Annotated in this window: 15 protein-coding genes; 4 read left to right on the forward strand and 11 right to left on the reverse strand. The window is 69.4% G+C overall.

Annotated features, from left to right (window positions below):
• From ACFDS6_RS15000 to ACFDS6_RS15030, 7 genes are all read right to left on the reverse strand, one after another.
• Nucleotides 1-1,568, reverse strand: a 1,568-nt coding sequence (locus ACFDS6_RS15000; protein WP_375272914.1) for an ATP-binding protein, incomplete at its 3' end; no start/stop codon positions are given.
• Between the two features lie 91 nt (nt 1,569-1,659).
• Nucleotides 1,660-2,379, reverse strand: coding sequence for a TIGR02186 family protein (locus tag ACFDS6_RS15005; RefSeq protein ID WP_375272927.1), 720 nt, complete (start codon nt 2,377-2,379; stop codon nt 1,660-1,662).
• A gap of 50 nt (nt 2,380-2,429) precedes the next feature.
• Complete coding sequence (locus ACFDS6_RS15010; protein ID WP_375272915.1) at nt 2,430-3,344, reverse strand: sulfite exporter TauE/SafE family protein; 915 nt, start codon at nt 3,342-3,344, stop codon at nt 2,430-2,432.
• A gap of 308 nt (nt 3,345-3,652) precedes the next feature.
• On the reverse strand, nt 3,653-4,729 hold the full coding sequence (locus tag ACFDS6_RS15015; protein ID WP_375272916.1) for a hypothetical protein: 1,077 nt from the start codon (nt 4,727-4,729) through the stop codon (nt 3,653-3,655).
• Nucleotides 4,726-6,084, reverse strand: a complete 1,359-nt coding sequence (locus ACFDS6_RS15020) for a glycosyl transferase family protein (RefSeq protein WP_375272917.1) — start codon at nt 6,082-6,084, stop codon at nt 4,726-4,728. The genes ACFDS6_RS15015 and ACFDS6_RS15020 overlap by 4 nt, the downstream gene beginning before the upstream one ends.
• A 337-nt stretch (nt 6,085-6,421) precedes the next feature.
• Complete coding sequence (locus ACFDS6_RS15025; protein WP_375272918.1) at nt 6,422-6,940, reverse strand: RcnB family protein; 519 nt, start codon at nt 6,938-6,940, stop codon at nt 6,422-6,424.
• Nucleotides 6,941-7,122: 182 nt separating this feature from the next.
• A complete protein-coding gene (locus ACFDS6_RS15030; protein ID WP_375272919.1) occupies nt 7,123-7,596 on the reverse strand; it encodes an outer membrane protein assembly factor BamE in 474 nt (157 codons plus the stop codon).
• 153 nt (nt 7,597-7,749) lie between these two features.
• Between ACFDS6_RS15030 and ACFDS6_RS15035 the strand changes: the two genes are divergently transcribed.
• Together ACFDS6_RS15035 and ACFDS6_RS15040 are read left to right on the forward strand one after the other, a co-directional pair.
• The gene (locus ACFDS6_RS15035) at nt 7,750-8,259 is read left to right on the forward strand and encodes a ubiquinol-cytochrome C chaperone family protein (protein ID WP_375272928.1); all 510 of its coding nucleotides are present in this window, start codon (nt 7,750-7,752) and stop codon (nt 8,257-8,259) included.
• Entirely contained in the window at nt 8,256-8,795 is a 540-nt protein-coding gene (locus ACFDS6_RS15040; RefSeq protein WP_375272920.1) for a DUF177 domain-containing protein, read from the forward strand. Before ACFDS6_RS15035 ends, ACFDS6_RS15040 begins: the two co-directional genes overlap by 4 nt.
• Nucleotides 8,796-8,817: 22 nt before the next feature.
• On the opposite strand, the gene ACFDS6_RS15045 is transcribed toward ACFDS6_RS15040, so the two are convergent.
• The 3 genes from ACFDS6_RS15045 to mgtE all read right to left on the reverse strand — a co-directional run bounded on the left by ACFDS6_RS15045 (nt 8,818) and on the right by mgtE (nt 11,442).
• Nucleotides 8,818-9,048 (reverse strand): hypothetical protein, encoded by a 231-nt coding sequence (locus ACFDS6_RS15045; protein WP_375272921.1) that lies wholly within the window; start codon nt 9,046-9,048, stop codon nt 8,818-8,820.
• Between the two features lie 545 nt (nt 9,049-9,593).
• The gene (locus ACFDS6_RS15050; RefSeq protein WP_375272922.1) at nt 9,594-10,010 is read right to left on the reverse strand and encodes a DUF1489 family protein; all 417 of its coding nucleotides are present in this window, start codon (nt 10,008-10,010) and stop codon (nt 9,594-9,596) included.
• A 16-nt stretch (nt 10,011-10,026) separates the two neighbouring features.
• The gene (mgtE, locus tag ACFDS6_RS15055; protein WP_375272923.1) at nt 10,027-11,442 is read right to left on the reverse strand and encodes a magnesium transporter; all 1,416 of its coding nucleotides are present in this window, start codon (nt 11,440-11,442) and stop codon (nt 10,027-10,029) included.
• 143 nt (nt 11,443-11,585) lie between these two features.
• Between mgtE and ACFDS6_RS15060 the strand changes: the two genes are divergently transcribed.
• Nucleotides 11,586-12,044, forward strand: coding sequence for a peptidylprolyl isomerase (locus ACFDS6_RS15060; RefSeq protein WP_375272924.1), 459 nt, complete (start codon nt 11,586-11,588; stop codon nt 12,042-12,044).
• 43 nt (nt 12,045-12,087) lie between these two features.
• On the opposite strand, the gene ACFDS6_RS15065 is transcribed toward ACFDS6_RS15060, so the two are convergent.
• A complete protein-coding gene (locus ACFDS6_RS15065; protein WP_375272925.1) occupies nt 12,088-12,972 on the reverse strand; it encodes a LysR substrate-binding domain-containing protein in 885 nt (294 codons plus the stop codon).
• Nucleotides 12,973-13,263: 291 nt separating this feature from the next.
• On the opposite strand from ACFDS6_RS15065, the gene ACFDS6_RS15070 reads away from it, so the two are divergent.
• Nucleotides 13,264-15,131, forward strand: a 1,868-nt coding sequence (locus tag ACFDS6_RS15070) for an AAA family ATPase (protein ID WP_375272926.1), incomplete at its 3' end; no start/stop codon positions are given.

Below are 15,131 nucleotides of genomic sequence, written 5' to 3' on the forward strand. Positions count from 1 at the left end.
GGGCGCTTCGCCTCCTCCAGCGTGTCGAGCATGACGCGCACCGGGATCGACACGCCCTCGCCGCAGACGATGCACTCGCGGTTCCTGAGCGCGGGAATCGAGTCGAGGAAGCCGCGCGCGCCTTCGGGCATCGCCGCGCGCACGAACGCCTGGTCGCGCTCGTTGTTGAGCCGCATCGCGATGATCGTGCCGCACTGCGATAGCACGCCCTCCGCCAGGTCGGACGGACGCTGCGTAATGAGCCCGAGCGAGACGCCGTACTTGCGGCCTTCCTTGGCGATGCGGCTCAGGATGCGCGAGACCGCGCTCTGCGCGTCGCGATCGCTGGGGATATAGCGGTGCGCTTCCTCGCACACGAGCAGGATCGGGCGCTGCGGCTCGTTGCGCGACCAGATCGCGAAGTCGAACACCATGCGGCTGAGCACCGCGACCACCGCCGAGGTGATCTCGCTCGGCACGCCCGACACGTCGATGATCGAGATCGGCTTGCCGTCGCCGGGCAGGCGGAAGACGCGGCTGACGAACGCGGCCATCGTGTCCGCGACCAGCATGCCGCTGAACATGAAGCCGAAGCGCGGGTCGGCCTTGATCTCCTCGATCTTGGTCTTGAGCCTGAGGTACGGCGCGGTGGAGCCGGCGCGGTCCATCTTGCCCATTTCCTGCTGGATCAGCTGCAACAGGTCGCTGAGCAGATAGGGCACCGGCGCGTCAACGGTGAGCTTGGCAATCTCCTGCCCGAGCCGGTTCTTGGCGCGCGCGGCGAGCAGGCATTTGGCGAGGATGTCGGCGTCGACCTGCCGGTCGGCACCGGTCGAGGTCAGGAACACCTCGCAATGTTCCTCGAAGTTCATCAGCCAATACGGCATCTGCAGGTTGTTGACGTCGTACAGCGCGCCGTTGTGCTTGAACGCCGCGGCGTATTCGCCGTGCGGGTCGATCATCACGACATGCCCCTGCGGCGCCAGCTCGCAGATGCGGTGCAGGATGAGCGCCGCCGAGGTCGACTTGCCGGTGCCGGTCGAGCCCAACAGCGCGAAATGCTTGCCCAGCATCGCGTCGATGAACAGCGCGCCGCGCACGTCCTTGGTCGGGTAGACGTGCCCCACCTCGATCGTCGCGCGGTCGTCGGCGGCGTAGACCTGCACCAAGTCGCTCGCCGAGACGGGATAGACCTCGGTTCCCGGCATCGGGTAGCGCGTCACGCCGCGGCGGAACGCGAACAGCTTGCCGGTCAGCTGCTCCTCGTCGCCCTCGCCCAGGAAGTCGACCGCTGCGACGATCTGCCCCGCGGTACCGGGCGCGAGCTTCAGCGAGCGGATGCTGGCGACCAGCCACGTGGCGCCGACGCGCACCTTTATTTGTCCACCGACCTGCCCCGCGCTCGCCAGCACCACGTCTTCGGCATTCGCGAGCGGGGCGAGCGCCGCCATGTCGAGCACGATCTCGCTGCGCGATCCCGCGATCTCGAGCACGTAGCCGATCGGCTCGACCGTGAGCATGGGCGCCGCCGCCGCGGGCGCGCTCGCCCACATGCCGCCGAAGGCGGAAGAGCGCGGTTGATCGTTCATGCGGGCAGGATGCCGTTCATGAGTCGCACTGCTAGGCCGATAATGTAAATTTTGCGTGGATGTATCCGTTTCGGACGGGAACGCGGTCGATTTACGTGCGGCGCGCGAACCGTCCCGCGCCCCAGCCGAGCAGCGCAGACAGCGCCACCGCGCTCAGCCCGTAGAGGATGGCGTGGCGATCGGCGGCGCGCGTCACGAAGCGCTCGAACCCGGTCTTGCGCACGTCGATGTCGCGCACCGCGGCGGCGAGCACGCGGCCGTCGCGGATCAGGAACGTCTCGGCGGTGAAGCGCCCGGTCGGCACGCGCGCCGGGATGGTCAGCCGCGCGCGGTACAGCACGTTGTCGGTGATCTCGACCGCGCCCGGCGCTTCCACGAACAGCCCGGTGCGGCGGCGCTGCTCGACCAGCCCGCGCGTGAAGCGGTTCTGCACCGCGGACGGCGCGGTCGACACGGGCGAGAGTTGCAGGCTGTCGAGCCCCAGCTCGTAGATCGCGCGGGTGCGCGCATCCACCAGCTGGTCGATCGGCCGCGACGAGGCGATGGCGTAGAAGGACGGCGCGGAGCGGTAGCGCAGCGCCTCCGCGTTGATCCAGATGCCGGCGACCTTCTCCTTCTCGCGGATCACGATCGACTGCGCGGGGCCTTTCAGCACGATCGCGATCTCGGTCCGGTCGTTTCCCGCGGGCAAGCGTCCGCCCGGGTAGAGGATCGCGCCGAACAGCAGCAGTTCGGCACCGGTGAAGCTGTACTTGATCTCGATGTCGCGCTGCGAGACGTCGGGGACCAGCACCGGCTTCGCCTGCCCCATCAGCAGCGGGGCGAGCAGCAGCGACAGGTGGCGACGTAGCGGCGCGCGGCTCACGACAGCTCGACGGTGTAGATCTCACCCGGCCGCCACGCGAGCCCCAGCGCGACGCGCGCGCACACCAGCAGCACCACGACCGCGAGCGCGAGCCGCAGATACTCGGGCCGCGCGCGATTGGCGAAGCGCGCGCCGACCTGCGCGCCCACAACCGACCCGACCAGCAGCAGCCCGGCGAGCACGATGTCGACCGCCTTCGTCGTGGTGGCGTGCACCATGGTGGCCACCATGGTCACGAACAACGTCTGGAACAGCGAGGTGCCGACCACCACCGACGTCGCCATGCCGAGCAGGTAGATCATCGCCGGCACCAGCACGAACCCGCCGCCGACCCCCAGCAGCACGGTCAGGATGCCGACCCCCAGCCCGAGCAGGAAGGGCGCGAGCGGCGAGATGTACAGCCCCGAGGCGTAGAAGCGCGTGCGCCACGGCAGGCTGGCGACCAGCGGATGGTGCCGCCGCCGGCGCGGGCGCGGCGGCGCCGCCCCGCGCAGCACGCGGATCGAGCCGATCGCCTCCGTCCCCATCAGCGTGCCGATCCAGCCGAGCAGCACGACGTAGACGATGCCGATCACCGTATCGATCTGCCCCGATGCCTGCAGCAGGCGGAACAGGAAGGCGCCCAGCACCGACCCCGCGACGCCGCCCGACACCAGGATCGCGCCCATCTTCACGTCGACGCCGCCGCGACGAAAGTGCGCGAACACGCCCGACACGCTGGCGCCGGTCACCTGGCTCGCCGCCGAGGCCGCCGCGACGGTCGGCGGAATGCCGTAGACGATCAACAGCGGCGTGGTCAGGAACCCGCCTCCTACGCCAAACATCCCCGACAGGAGCCCGACGCCCGCGCCCAGCGCGATCATCACCAGCGCGTTCACCGACAGGTTCGCGATCGGCAGGTAGACGTCCATGCCCGCCGGGTTAGTCGCTTCGCGCGGACAGCGAAAGCCGCGCATGCGGCTGGCGCGACCGCCCTAGAAGCGCGTGGACCAACCGGCTGAACCGTCAACGCAGTTTTCAATCTCCCCCGTACACCGTCATCCCGGGCTTGACCCGGGATCCCGCTGCCTTGCCCCGAAGTCCGAAGAAAAGCGGGACCCCGGATCGAGTCCGGGGCGACGAAAGAATGCGACTCAACCCGTCGGGAACCGGATTGGCGTCTCATTTGTCCGCGCTTGACGAGGCACGACCATCAAAACTCTCCCCCTCGCAACAGCGGTCAGAAATCGGCGCCGAGCGACAGCACCGCGCCCGATCCCGGTCGGGCATTGCCCGCGATCCGCTCGCGCCATTGCACGCCCGCGCGGATGCCGCGCCCGTCAACCGGCAGCACCAGCGTCGCGGCCGGGCCGAGGTCGAGCCGCGACGCACCACGCTGCGCCGCGCCCCACGCGCCCAGCCCGAGTTCGAGCCGCGCGCCGCGCGTCGCGACCGTTCGCCCGATCGACAGCGCGCCGTCGACGTAACCGTCGGCACGGTCGCGCGCGATCACCCCGCCCTGCGCGTAACCGTCGACGCGCAGCCCCGCGCCGAGCGGCAGCGCGCTCACCCCGCCGACCAGCCCCAGCGCGGGGCCGCCGCGGATGTTGGCGATGCCGATCCGCTGCTCGGCGACGATGCGGATCGGCGCGCGCGTCGGTTGCCACTCGACCCCGACCGCCGCCTCCTGCTGGCGCACGCCGGTGGCGGCGGCGGCACGCGCGACCGCGGCGACGCGGCCCGCCGAGTCGAGCCGGTAGGCGACCCGCGCACCGATCTGGCTGCCGCCCAGTTGCGGCGTCGCGACGCCCCCCGCCGCGCCGGTGCCGCGCACGAACGCCCAAGCGCTACCCGACCAGCGCGCGCGCGTCGGCAGCGCGGTGGCGACGGGTTGCGCCGCCTGGATGCCGATCGCCGCGCCTGATTGCTCAGGCGGCTGATCGAGCGGCCGGAAGGCTGCGAGGGAACCGGCAGCGCTCGCAAACCGCGTTTCGTCCGTGGTCGCGTAATTGGTTGCGGAGATCTCGCTCACCAGCCGCGACGAACCGCGACGCGCGGAGGGCACAGACGGGCCGCGCGGCGCTCGCACCAGCGGCATCTCGCTCGCCGCCAAACTCGCCGCGGCGATCAGCGGCGCGGGCGCGATCGCCGGGCGTGCGTCGGCGCGGCGAAGCGGTGCGAGGCGGGGCGCGGCGATCAGCCGCTCGCCCGCGGGATCGTTCCACACCAGTGCGACGCGCGCACCGGTCCAGCCGCCGATGACGATCATCAGGAATCGCAGCGGCCGGCCCTGCCCGCCGATCCGCACCCGCATCATGCCGTCGGCAACACGGCGGGAAAGCGGTGGCTCGTCTTGTCCCAGCGCGGCGCGCGGCCGACCAGCATGCCGATGTAGCGGATCACCGCGCGGCGCGCGGCGAGCAGCGCGATGACGTTGCCCACCACTGCGCGCGGCACCGATCGCAGCCCCTCGCGCCAGCCGTGCTCGTGCGCGGTGGCACGCGCGCGCACCAGTAATCGCCACGCCAGCAGCATCGCGTTCGCCGACAGCAGCGCGGCGAGCAGGTCGCTCGTCCCCGGCGGCGCGCTGCCGATCAGGTAGTGGCCGAGCATCGACACGCCCCAGGCGACCAGCGCGAAGTAGCCGACCGCCAGCGTCAGCACCGCCAGCGGCGCGCGGCGATCACGCATCCGCATCCACAGCTCCGCCACGCGCCAGCGCCCGCCCCAGCCGGTTCGGTCCCAGCCGGCGAGCGCAATGCCGGTCATCCATCGCGCCTTCTGCACCACCGCCGCGCGCACCGTGTCGGGGAAGTAGGCGCGCACCGCCACCAGCGCGCCGCGCTCGCGCACCCGCACGAAGCAGCTGCGATAGCCGAGCGCCGCGATCCGCAGCCCGAGTTCGTAGTCCTCGGTTAGGCTGGCAGGCTCGAACGGAGCATCGCCCGTCGCCTGTGCGAGCTGGTCTAGCGCGTCGCGCCGGATCGCGCAGCCGACGCCCGCGAGCGGCATCGCCGCGCCGATTGCGCTGCGCACCGGTAGCGTGATCGCGTGCGCCAGCGCGAACTCGTCGGCGTAGTGGCCGGTAATCATCGGTGCGGCAGGGTCGATCAGCGGCACCACCGGCAATTGCACGGCCGCGTGCGCGCGCAGGTGATGCGCGACCACGCGCAGCTCGGCGTGGTGCAGCACGTCCTCCGCGTCGTGCAGGATCACCGCGCGCGTTTGCCGCCCCTGCGCCGCGTCGTCGCGCACCAGCGCGCGCCACAAGGTGTTGAGGCAATCGGCCTTGGTGGTCGGCCCCGCGCGGTCACCCACCACTAGCCGGATGCGCGGGTCACCGATCGCGGCGACGGCCGCGATCGTGCCCGGATCGTTGGGGTAACAGCCGACGAAGATGCGATAATTCGGATGATCCACCCGCGCGAGCGCGGCGCGCAGCATCGCGCCGATCACCGCCTGCTCGTCCCACGCGCCGATGAAGATCGCCAGCGGCTCGTCGGGAGACGCCGGCACGTCGGTAAGCAGGTCGGACGGTCTGCGGCACGCCAGATAGGCGAGGTCGACCAGCAGGTCGTCCAGTCCACCGACGAAGAACATGACGGCTGCGAACAGCATGGTCTCGTGCAGCACGCCGTCGCACGCCTGCAGCGCTGCCGTGGCCACGCTCATCGCCGTTCCCGCCCCCGCCGCTGTTCCCCGCAGCAAGTCTGCAAAATACGCAATTGGCGCGCAAGTTGTTAAAACTTACGTTTTTCTCGACCACATCGACGATTACGTCCTGGCGGTATTCGTCACGGGATCTGCGCCGTGTCGCGGTCGCTGAACCAAGAATTATCGGCGGGCGAGAACAAAACTGACTCGTCCGCGTTCGCCCTACTGGTCCCTTTGATCCCCCTTTCGGGACCAGTGCCGACCCCAAGCCGGTACGGGCCGCGCCGACGCGTAAATTGCGGCGCGGCCGATCGGAACAATTGCCCGATCCGGATCGACCGCGCCCTGCGTCACCTCACCAGTAGAAGTTGCGGATCACGTCCACCACCATGCCACGGCGCTGATCGACCAGCACGACGTCGTTATAGTGGCGCACCCAGCGCGCGTAACCGCGCGCCGGCGGCAGATGGTAGCGCCACGGATCGTTGATCACGTAGCGCGACCCGTAATAGTTCGCGCCGATCCGCGCGCCGGGGCGGAAGCGCTGGTAGCCGAACGGGGCGCGCCAGTTGCCGCGCGCGTACAGGCTGCGGTTCTGCTGGCGCCACGCCGACCAGTCGCCGCGGCCCCAGTCGCGATCGCGGTCGCCGTAGCGGCCGCGCAGGTCCTCGCGGTACTCGCGCCGCGCCTCGCGCAGGTCGCCGCGTTGGTCGCGAATGTCGTCGCGGTCGCCCCAGCGGCGCGCGCGGGCGAGATCGCGCTGCTCCTGCCGGATATCTTGCCGGTCGCGGCGCAGCTCCGCGCGCGACTGCGCGGAGGCGGCCGTCGGCAATGTGACGGCGGCGAGCAGCGCGGTGGTGATAAGCGTACGCATGAACTACCTCCTCTTCACGCCCGCTCTTGCGGGGCATGAAGGGAAGCTAGGCCGCCGCGGCTGAACCGGCGGCGAATGCACCTGTCAGCGAAACGACAGCTCGCACGGTCGAGGACCCGGACGGGTTATACGGCGCGACCGGACAACGTGACGCACGGGAAGAACGCGTCGCGCCCGGTCGGTTACGGCTGGTCGCGTCCGCCCGCGCGCCCGCCGCCGCCGGCACCCCCGGCGGTGCCGACCGCGCCGATGTTGCCGAACAGTTCGGAGAAAAAGCTGCGGCTGCGGCCCAGCGTCGGCGTCGTCTTGCGCGACGGATCGATCTGCGCGACCTGCTCGACGCCCGACTTGCGGATCGCGGTGACGTTGCCCGCTGCGTCGAAGCTGATCTGCATCGTCAGCTGCTCCGCCGCCTTGGGCGGGTTGAACGCGTAATTGCGGCTGTCGCGCGCGACGTAATACCAGTCGCCCTGGTTGAACTGGCTGGCGAAGGTCGGATGGCCGAGCGTCGCCAGCACGGACGCGCGGTTATCCACGCCCGGCTGCACCGAGTTCACCAAGTCGGCGTCGACGATATATCCCTGGTGCGAGCGCAGCGGCGTGCAGCCCGCGGCCAGCAGCCCGGCGGTCAGGCAGAGAGGAAGAAGGAAACGCATGGACTCTCCGGCGGCGCCACATTCAAGCGGACGTTCACGACTGTTCGCCGCGTGCCCGAGCGTGGACAGATGCGACCTTCATCTCCAATATGCGCCGCGCGGGCGCGACACAAGCGTGCCGGCGTGCACACCATTGATGAACTGGCGAGAAGATTGGGCTGGCTGAGATCCTTGTTCGCGGGGCGTGACCGCAGCGCCGCGCTGCCCTTGTACGACGCGGTGATCGCGCGCGCGCGCGCGCCGCACTGGTACCTCGACGGCGCGGTGCCCGACACGCTCGACGGGCGGTTCGACATGGTGGCGGCGGTGCTCGCGATGGTGCAGCTGCGCCTGGAGACCGACGTTGAAGGCGCGGCGCCGTCCGCCATGCTGACGGAGCGGTTCGTCGACGACATGGACGCGCAGGTGCGCCAGATCGGCTTCGGCGACATGGTGGTCGGCAAGCACGTCGGGCGGATGATGGGCATGCTCGGCGGCCGGCTGGGCGCGTATCGCGAGGGGATCGCCGACGGCACGCTCGACGCGGCGCTGGTGCGCAACCTGTACCGCGGCGCGGCGCCCGCGCCCGAGGCGGTCGCGCACGTGCGCCGCGCGCTGCTCGCGCTGCACGCTGCGCTCCGCGACACCTCGATCGACGCGCTGATGGAAGGACAGCTGCCGTGACCGCGCCCGAGTTCAGCCGGATCGAGCGGCTCGACGCGATCGGATCGGACCCGCGCGATGTGTCGATCAGCGCGCGCGAGGGCGAGCGCGCCGCGTTGGCTAAGCGCTTCGGCCTCCTCGCGCTCGACCGGCTCGAAGGGCGCTTCACCGTGCGGCAGGAGGCAGCAGGCGTCGCGGTGCGCGGCCGCGTCACCGCCACGGTGACGCAGGCGTGCTCGGTCACCGGCGATCCCATCCCCGCGCAGGTCGACGAGCCCGTGGAGCTGCGCTTCGTTCACCCGGCCGGCACGCGCGCGCCGGCCGGCGACGAGGACGAGTACGAACTCGCCGGCGAGGAGATCGACACGGTCGAGATCGAGGGCGGCGGCATCGACCTGGGCGAGACCGCCGCCGAGACGATGGCGCTCGCGCTCGATCCCTTCCCCCGCGCGCCACGCGCCGCCGAGGTGTTGCGCGAGGCCGGCGTGATCAGCGAGGAGGAAGCGAGACCCGCCAACCCCTTCGCCGCGCTCAAGGGGAAGCTGGGCAGCGATTGATCGCTGCTGCGAGGGCGGATCGTTACTCGGCGATCTCGTGCCGGGCGCCGTTGATCATGCGCCGCGCGATCTCGCGCACGGCCTCATCGTCCTTGGTCTCGTCGCGCGCGGGATCGCCGAGATGATCGAGGCTGCCTTCGAGATGGTCGAGCAACCCCGGATGGCGCTGCTCGACATATTCGATCAGCTTGAACAACAGATGCTCGCTCGCGATCTCGCGGCGGCGGGCCTGAACGGCGGTGTCGTCGGTCATGGTGGTGCTCCCGTTGGCGTGAGCGAGGACAACGCGCGGGGCGGCGAATGGGCGCAGGGGCGATCGCAGCCGGCATCATGCACCAGCAGAGGTCCACATTGGCATATCTGTGACCTGTCGAGCTTGCCCTCCGCTGCCCGCTAGCAGACATCAAGGTGATGCAAGAGAATACTCGCCTCGTCGCCGAAACCGAGACAAAACGGCTAACGTTGATCGCGGAGACGAACGGCGTGTGGCGCTTTGTCGAGGGTAGCTATTACGATGCGACGAGCATACCGAACCCTACTTCGCTCCGACCCATTTGTCCGGGCTTTATGAGAGGGCCGATGCGGCGGAACTGGATGCGCGGGCCATACTACCGCGGCTGAAAAATGGCTGAAAGCGTCCAGATGCCGGCGGGCTCGACGCTCGAGCGCCGATATGCAAGCTGAACGACCGGACATTCAGCTCTGCCGCACAGCACCTCGCGTTCGCTCAATCGAACACGATTCCGCGCATGTGCACTCGCGCATCCGCGTCGGCGTGAAATCCCTGCGGCCTTCTGCCTACAATAGCGCCAGTTCGACCAGCCGCCCGACCAGCACTGGCGGCATCGCGGCGACGCCGTCGCCCGCTTCTCCCGACAGGTCCTCCGGCGCCTCGTGCGCCTCGAGGTAGCGCCAGCCCTGGTGCGCGCGGCGCGGGCGTGCGTGGATCAGCTGGAAGTCGGGCGACAGGTGGATCGCGACGCGTCCGCCCTCCGCCTCGCCGAAGCGCACGATCGGCGAGCGCGCGACGAGCTGGTGCTTGATGATCCAGTATAATGAGCCGCGCCCCGCGACCTCCTCGTGGCGCTTGGGCAGGTAGCGCGTCGTCAGGAACAGCTCGCCCGCCGCGGCGCGCGCGCGCAGCCGGTCGGTCAGGACGTCTAGGCTCGTCGCGCCGAACGCAACTTTCGTCAAATGCAACGGTGGCAGGGACATGCCACGAGCATGTGGGTCAGCCCGACAGCCCCCACAAGGCTGCCAGCCCCAGGAACGACAGGAACCCCATCACGTCGGTCGCGGTGGTCACGAACACCGCCGACGATACGGCGGGATCGACGTTCGCCTTGTCGAGCGCGACCGGCACGACGACACCGACCAGCCCGGCGACCACGCTGTTGATCATCATCGCGATCGCGAACACGATCGAGAGTTGCAGGTGTCCGAGCACCACGTAGCTGCCGACCGCGCCGACGGTGCCGAGCGCGACGCCGTTGGCGAGCGCGATGCGGAACTCGCGAAATAGCATCCGCACCGTGTTCGAACTCGTCAGCTGGTTGGTGGCGAGCGCGCGCACCATGACTGCCAGCGTCTGAGTCCCCGCATTGCCGCCCAGCGCCGACACGATCGGCATCAGCGCGGCGAGCAACGCGAAGCGCGCGATCTCGCCCTGGAACAGCCCGACCACGGAGGCGGACAGGATCGTCGCGCCGAGGTTCACCACCAGCCACGCGACGCGCGTGCGCACCGTCAGCCGGATCGGTTCGTTGATGTCGCCCTCACCCGCGCCCGACAGGCGCAGCACGTCCTCGCCCGCCTCCTGCTGGATGATGTGGACGATGTCGTCGACGGTGATCATGCCGACCAGCCGCCCCGATCCATCAACAACGGCCGCCGAGATCAGCGCGTATTTCTGGAAGCGGAGCGCGACCTCCTCCTGGTCCATGTCGACCGGGATCAGCGTCTGCTCGCGCTGCATCACGTCGCCGATCGCGATCCCGCGCGGCGTGCGCAGAATCCACGACAGCGCGCAGGTGCCGACCGGGCGATGCGCGGGATCGACGACGAAGATTTCCCAGAAGTCGGTCAGCAGCTCGTCGTGGCCGCGCAGGTAATCGAGCGTGTCGCCGACCGTCCAATGCTCGGGCACCGCGACCAGGTCGCGCTGCATCAGGCGCCCGGCTGACTCCTCTGGGTAGGACAATGCCTCCTCGATCGCGGCGCGGTCGTCGGGCTCCATCGCGCGCAGGACCTCGCGCTGGTCCTCGACGTCCATGTCCTCGATGATCGCGACCGCGTCGTCGGTGTCGAGCTCGCTCGCGATCTCCGCGACCTGCCGCGCGTCGAGCGCGTCGATCAGCGCTTCGCGGACATAGTCGTTCATCTCCGCGAACACGTCGGCGTCGAGATGGTCGGCGATCGCGGCGGCCAACCCTGCGCGGCGGTCCTCGGGCGTCAGCTCGAACAGGTCGGCGATGTCGGCGGGGTGGAGCGGGGCGACGAGCGCACGCGCGGCATCGACGTCGCCGTCCTCGACCGCGTCCAGCACCGCCGCGACGAAGGCGGGTTTCAGCCGATCGTCCTCATCAAGCTGGTCGCCCTGCTCGATCGCCTCGTCACGTTCGAGGTCGGGAAGCTCGGTCTCGCTCATGTCGCGTGCCTCCCTGCTGTGCGCTGACGCCGCGCCTTATCGCCGCCCCGCGCGCTTGGCCATGCACCATTTGCCCGGCTCCGCCATTTGCCTCCCGAACGATGCAACACTAACTGTGGCGCACGAATACGAAAGGATAATGAGTGGCCGACACCTTCAACACCCTGACGCTGACGCTGGACGGCGGCGACGTGACGATCCGCCTGCGCCCCGACCTCGCGCCCGAGCACGTCAAGCGCATCGGCGAGCTCGCAAACGAGGGCTTCTACGACGGCGTGCCGTTCCACCGCGTCATCCCCGGCTTCATGGCGCAGGGCGGCGACGGCGGGAACCACAACGGCACCGGCGGGTCGAAGAAGCCCAATCTGAAGCAGGAGTTCAACAAGGAGCCGCACGTGCGCGGCACCTGCTCGATGGCGCGAACGATGGACCCGAACTCGGCCAATTCGCAGTTCTTCATCTGCTTCGACGACGCGCGCTTCCTCGACAACCAGTATACCGTCTGGGGCGAGGTGACCGACGGCATGGAGCTGATCGACGCGCTGCCCAAGGGCGAGCCGCCGCGCGAGCCGGGCAAGATCGTCAAGGCGAAGGCCGAGTAAGCGACCTAGTCGAGGCTCGCCGCGCCGGTGTGGGTGCGGCGAGTCAGTCGGTGCGCAGCGTCGCGATCGACCAGTCGCGGAAGATGCGCACCGGCTTCGTCTGCAGCGCACGCGGGCGGCAGACGAACCAGTAGGAATAGGGGCTCTCCACCTCCAGCTCGAACAAGCGCACCAGCCGCGGATCGTTCGCGTCGTTGAAGTGGCTCTCGAGCATGAACGCGACGCCCAGCCCTTGCGCCGCCGCTTCCAGCATCAGCGCGCCCGAGTCGAAATGGTCGACCGCCTGCGGCTCGACCTCGCCGATCCCCGCGGCATGGCGCCAGGCGGTGAAATTGTCTGCCATGTCGCGGTGGAGCAGCACGCTGTGATCTACGAGTTGCTCGGGACGCAGCAGCGGCTCTGGACCCTCCAGCAGCGTCCGCGCGCCGATCGCGTACACCTTGTTGCGGTCCAACCGCTCGGCGTAGAGCGTCGGATCGACCTCGCGCGCCAGCACGATCACTGCGTCCAGTCCCTCGCCCAGCCGCGAGATCGCGTTGCTGCCGGTATCGACGTCGAGGTGCAGTTCGGGCCGCGCGGCGCGCAGTTGCGCGAGCTTGGGGAACAACCGCTGCGACGCGAACAACGGCAGCACGCCCAGGCGCAGCCGCAGCACCTCACCACCGCTGGTCATCGATTCCACCGCGTCCGACAGGCTGTCGAGCGCGGGCGCGATCGCGGCGAGCAAGCGGTCGCCGTCGGCGTTGGGCATCATCGCCTGGTGCCGCCGATCGAAGAGCGGGCGCCCCAGGAAGCGCTCCAGCGTCTGGATACGCCGGCTGAGCGCGGGGGCCGACAGCGCCAGCTCGGTCGCCGCCGCCTTGATCGAACCCAGTCGCGCGACCGCGACGAACGCTTCGATGGCAGTGAGCGGTGGCAGACGGCGCATGGCTGGTCCGTTTTCGACACGGCGCGAACCGCGAACAATGGCGATCGTTGATGGCAAGCGATTGCCATTTCTGCAATCGTACTACGACCTTTTCGCACTTGCAACATAAGCCGCCGCGAACCAGAAAGGTCGGGCCTTTCAGGCATCCTCTCCTAAAAACTTTCACGGGCCGGTCATTTGATCGGCCCTTTTTTCGTCTGCGCTGGATCAGCATCCGCCGCGTCGATGGTCGCAATCGGGAACCCGCCGCCTATCTCCCGCGCTCGACGCTTTCGAGCGAGTGAGGAAACGATGGCCGACGCCGAGACGAACAACCAGCAGGCAACCAAATTGCAGGTCGCGAACGCGCGCCCCGAGGATTCCGGGCGCGGCATTGCGCACCTGCCGCGCGCGATCATGGCGTCGCTGGGCATCACCGACGGCGACGTGATCGAGATTTCGGGCAAGAAGGTCACCCCTGCGCGCGCGGTCGGCCCCTATGCGGAAGATGAAGGACTGGCGCTGATCCGCATCGACGGATTGCAGCGCGCCAATGCGGGGGTCGGCTCGGGCGATTTCGTCGAGGTGCGCCGCGCCGAGTCGAAGCCCGCCACCCGCGTCGTCTTCGCCCCCGCGCAGCAGAACCTGCGCCTGCAAGGCTCGTCCAACGCGCTCAAGCGTACCTTCATCGGCCGCCCGTTCGCGCAGGGCGACGTCGTCGCGACCGCCGGTCACCAGCGCGTGCAGAACATGCCGCCCGGAATGGAACGGTTCGTCAACGCTCCCGCCTACGCGCTGCAGGAGATTCGCCTGCTCGTCGTCTCCGCGACGCCCAAGGGCATCGTCCACATCGACGAGAACACCGAGATCGAGCTGCGCCCCGAGTACGAGGAGCCCGAGGCCGCGCGCCGCGCCGATGTCACCTACGACGATATCGGCGGCATGGCAGGCACGATCGACCAGCTGCGCGAGATGGTCGAGTTGCCGCTGCGCTATCCCGAGTTGTTCCAGCGGCTGGGCGTCGATCCGCCCAAGGGGCTGCTGCTCTACGGCCCGCCCGGCACCGGCAAGACGCGGCTGGCGCGCGCGGTGGCGAACGAGTCGGACGCGCAATTCTTCCTGATCAACGGCCCCGAGATCATGGGCTCGGCCTACGGCGAATCGGAAGGCCGGCTGCGCCAGGTGTTCGAGGAAGCAGCGAAGAACGCGCCCTCGATCGTGTTCATCGACGAGATCGATTCGATCGCACCCAAGCGCGGGCAGGTGTCGGGTGAGGCGGAGAAGCGCGTCGTCGCGCAGCTGCTGACGCTGATGGACGGGCTGGAGGCGCGCGCCAACCTGGTCGTCATCGCCGCGACCAATCGCCCGGAGGCGATCGACGAGGCGCTGCGTCGCCCGGGCCGCTTCGACCGCGAGATCGTCGTCGGCGTGCCCGACGAGCGCGGGCGGCGCGAGATTCTAGGCATCCACACGCGCGGCATGCCGCTGGGCGATAAGGTCGATCTGGCCGAGCTGTCGCGCACGACCTTCGGCTTCGTCGGCGCCGACCTCGCCGCGCTGACGCGCGAGGCGGCGATCGAGGCGGTGCGCCGGATCATGCCGCGCTTGAACCTGGAGGAGCGGACGATCCCGCCCGAGGTGCTCGACACGCTGGCGGTGACGCGCGAGGACTTCATCGGTGCGCTCAAACGCGTGCAGCCGAGCGCGATGCGCGAGGTGATGGTGCAGGCGCCGACCACCAAGTGGAGCGACGTCGGCGGGCTCGACGACGCGCAGATGCGGCTTAAGGAAGGCGTCGAGCTTCCGCTCAAGAACCCTGACGCGTTCCGCCGCCTGGGCATCCGCCCGGCGAAGGGCTTCCTGCTCTACGGCCCGCCCGGCACCGGAAAGACCCTGCTCGCCAAGGCGGTCGCGCGCGAGGCGGAGGCGAACTTCATCGCCACCAAGTCGAGTGACCTGCTGTCGAAATGGTACGGCGAGAGCGAGCAGCAGATCACGCGGCTGTTCCAGCGCGCGCGCCAGGTCGCGCCGACCGTGATCTTCATCGACGAGCTCGACAGCCTGGTGCCCGCACGAGGCGGTGGCATGGGCGAGCCGCAGGTCACCGAGCGCGTGGTCAACACGATCCTGGCCGAGATGGACGGGCTGGAGGAGCTGCAATCGGTCGTCGTCATCGGCGC

This window comes from Sphingomonas sp. (assembly GCF_042095875.1).
Lineage (GTDB): Bacteria > Pseudomonadota > Alphaproteobacteria > Sphingomonadales > Sphingomonadaceae > Sphingomonas.

Excerpts from the sequence above, each read along its gene's own strand:
- ACFDS6_RS15065 (WP_375272925.1), bottom strand. The coding sequence starts at position 12,972 with ATGCGCCGTCTGCCACCGCTCACTGCCATCGAAGCGTTCGTCGCGGTC.
- ACFDS6_RS15025 (WP_375272918.1), bottom strand. The coding sequence starts at position 6,940 with ATGCGTACGCTTATCACCACCGCGCTGCTCGCCGCCGTCACATTGCCG.
- ACFDS6_RS15010 (WP_375272915.1), bottom strand. The coding sequence starts at position 3,344 with ATGGACGTCTACCTGCCGATCGCGAACCTGTCGGTGAACGCGCTGGTG.
- ACFDS6_RS15005 (WP_375272927.1), bottom strand. The coding sequence starts at position 2,379 with ATGGGGCAGGCGAAGCCGGTGCTGGTCCCCGACGTCTCGCAGCGCGAC.
- ACFDS6_RS15015 (WP_375272916.1), bottom strand. The coding sequence starts at position 4,729 with ATGATGCGGGTGCGGATCGGCGGGCAGGGCCGGCCGCTGCGATTCCTG.
- ACFDS6_RS15045 (WP_375272921.1), bottom strand. The coding sequence starts at position 9,048 with ATGACCGACGACACCGCCGTTCAGGCCCGCCGCCGCGAGATCGCGAGC.
- ACFDS6_RS15020 (WP_375272917.1), bottom strand. The coding sequence starts at position 6,084 with ATGAGCGTGGCCACGGCAGCGCTGCAGGCGTGCGACGGCGTGCTGCAC.
- ACFDS6_RS15030 (WP_375272919.1), bottom strand. The coding sequence starts at position 7,596 with ATGCGTTTCCTTCTTCCTCTCTGCCTGACCGCCGGGCTGCTGGCCGCG.
- ACFDS6_RS15050 (WP_375272922.1), bottom strand. The coding sequence starts at position 10,010 with ATGTCCCTGCCACCGTTGCATTTGACGAAAGTTGCGTTCGGCGCGACG.
- mgtE (WP_375272923.1), bottom strand. The coding sequence starts at position 11,442 with ATGAGCGAGACCGAGCTTCCCGACCTCGAACGTGACGAGGCGATCGAG.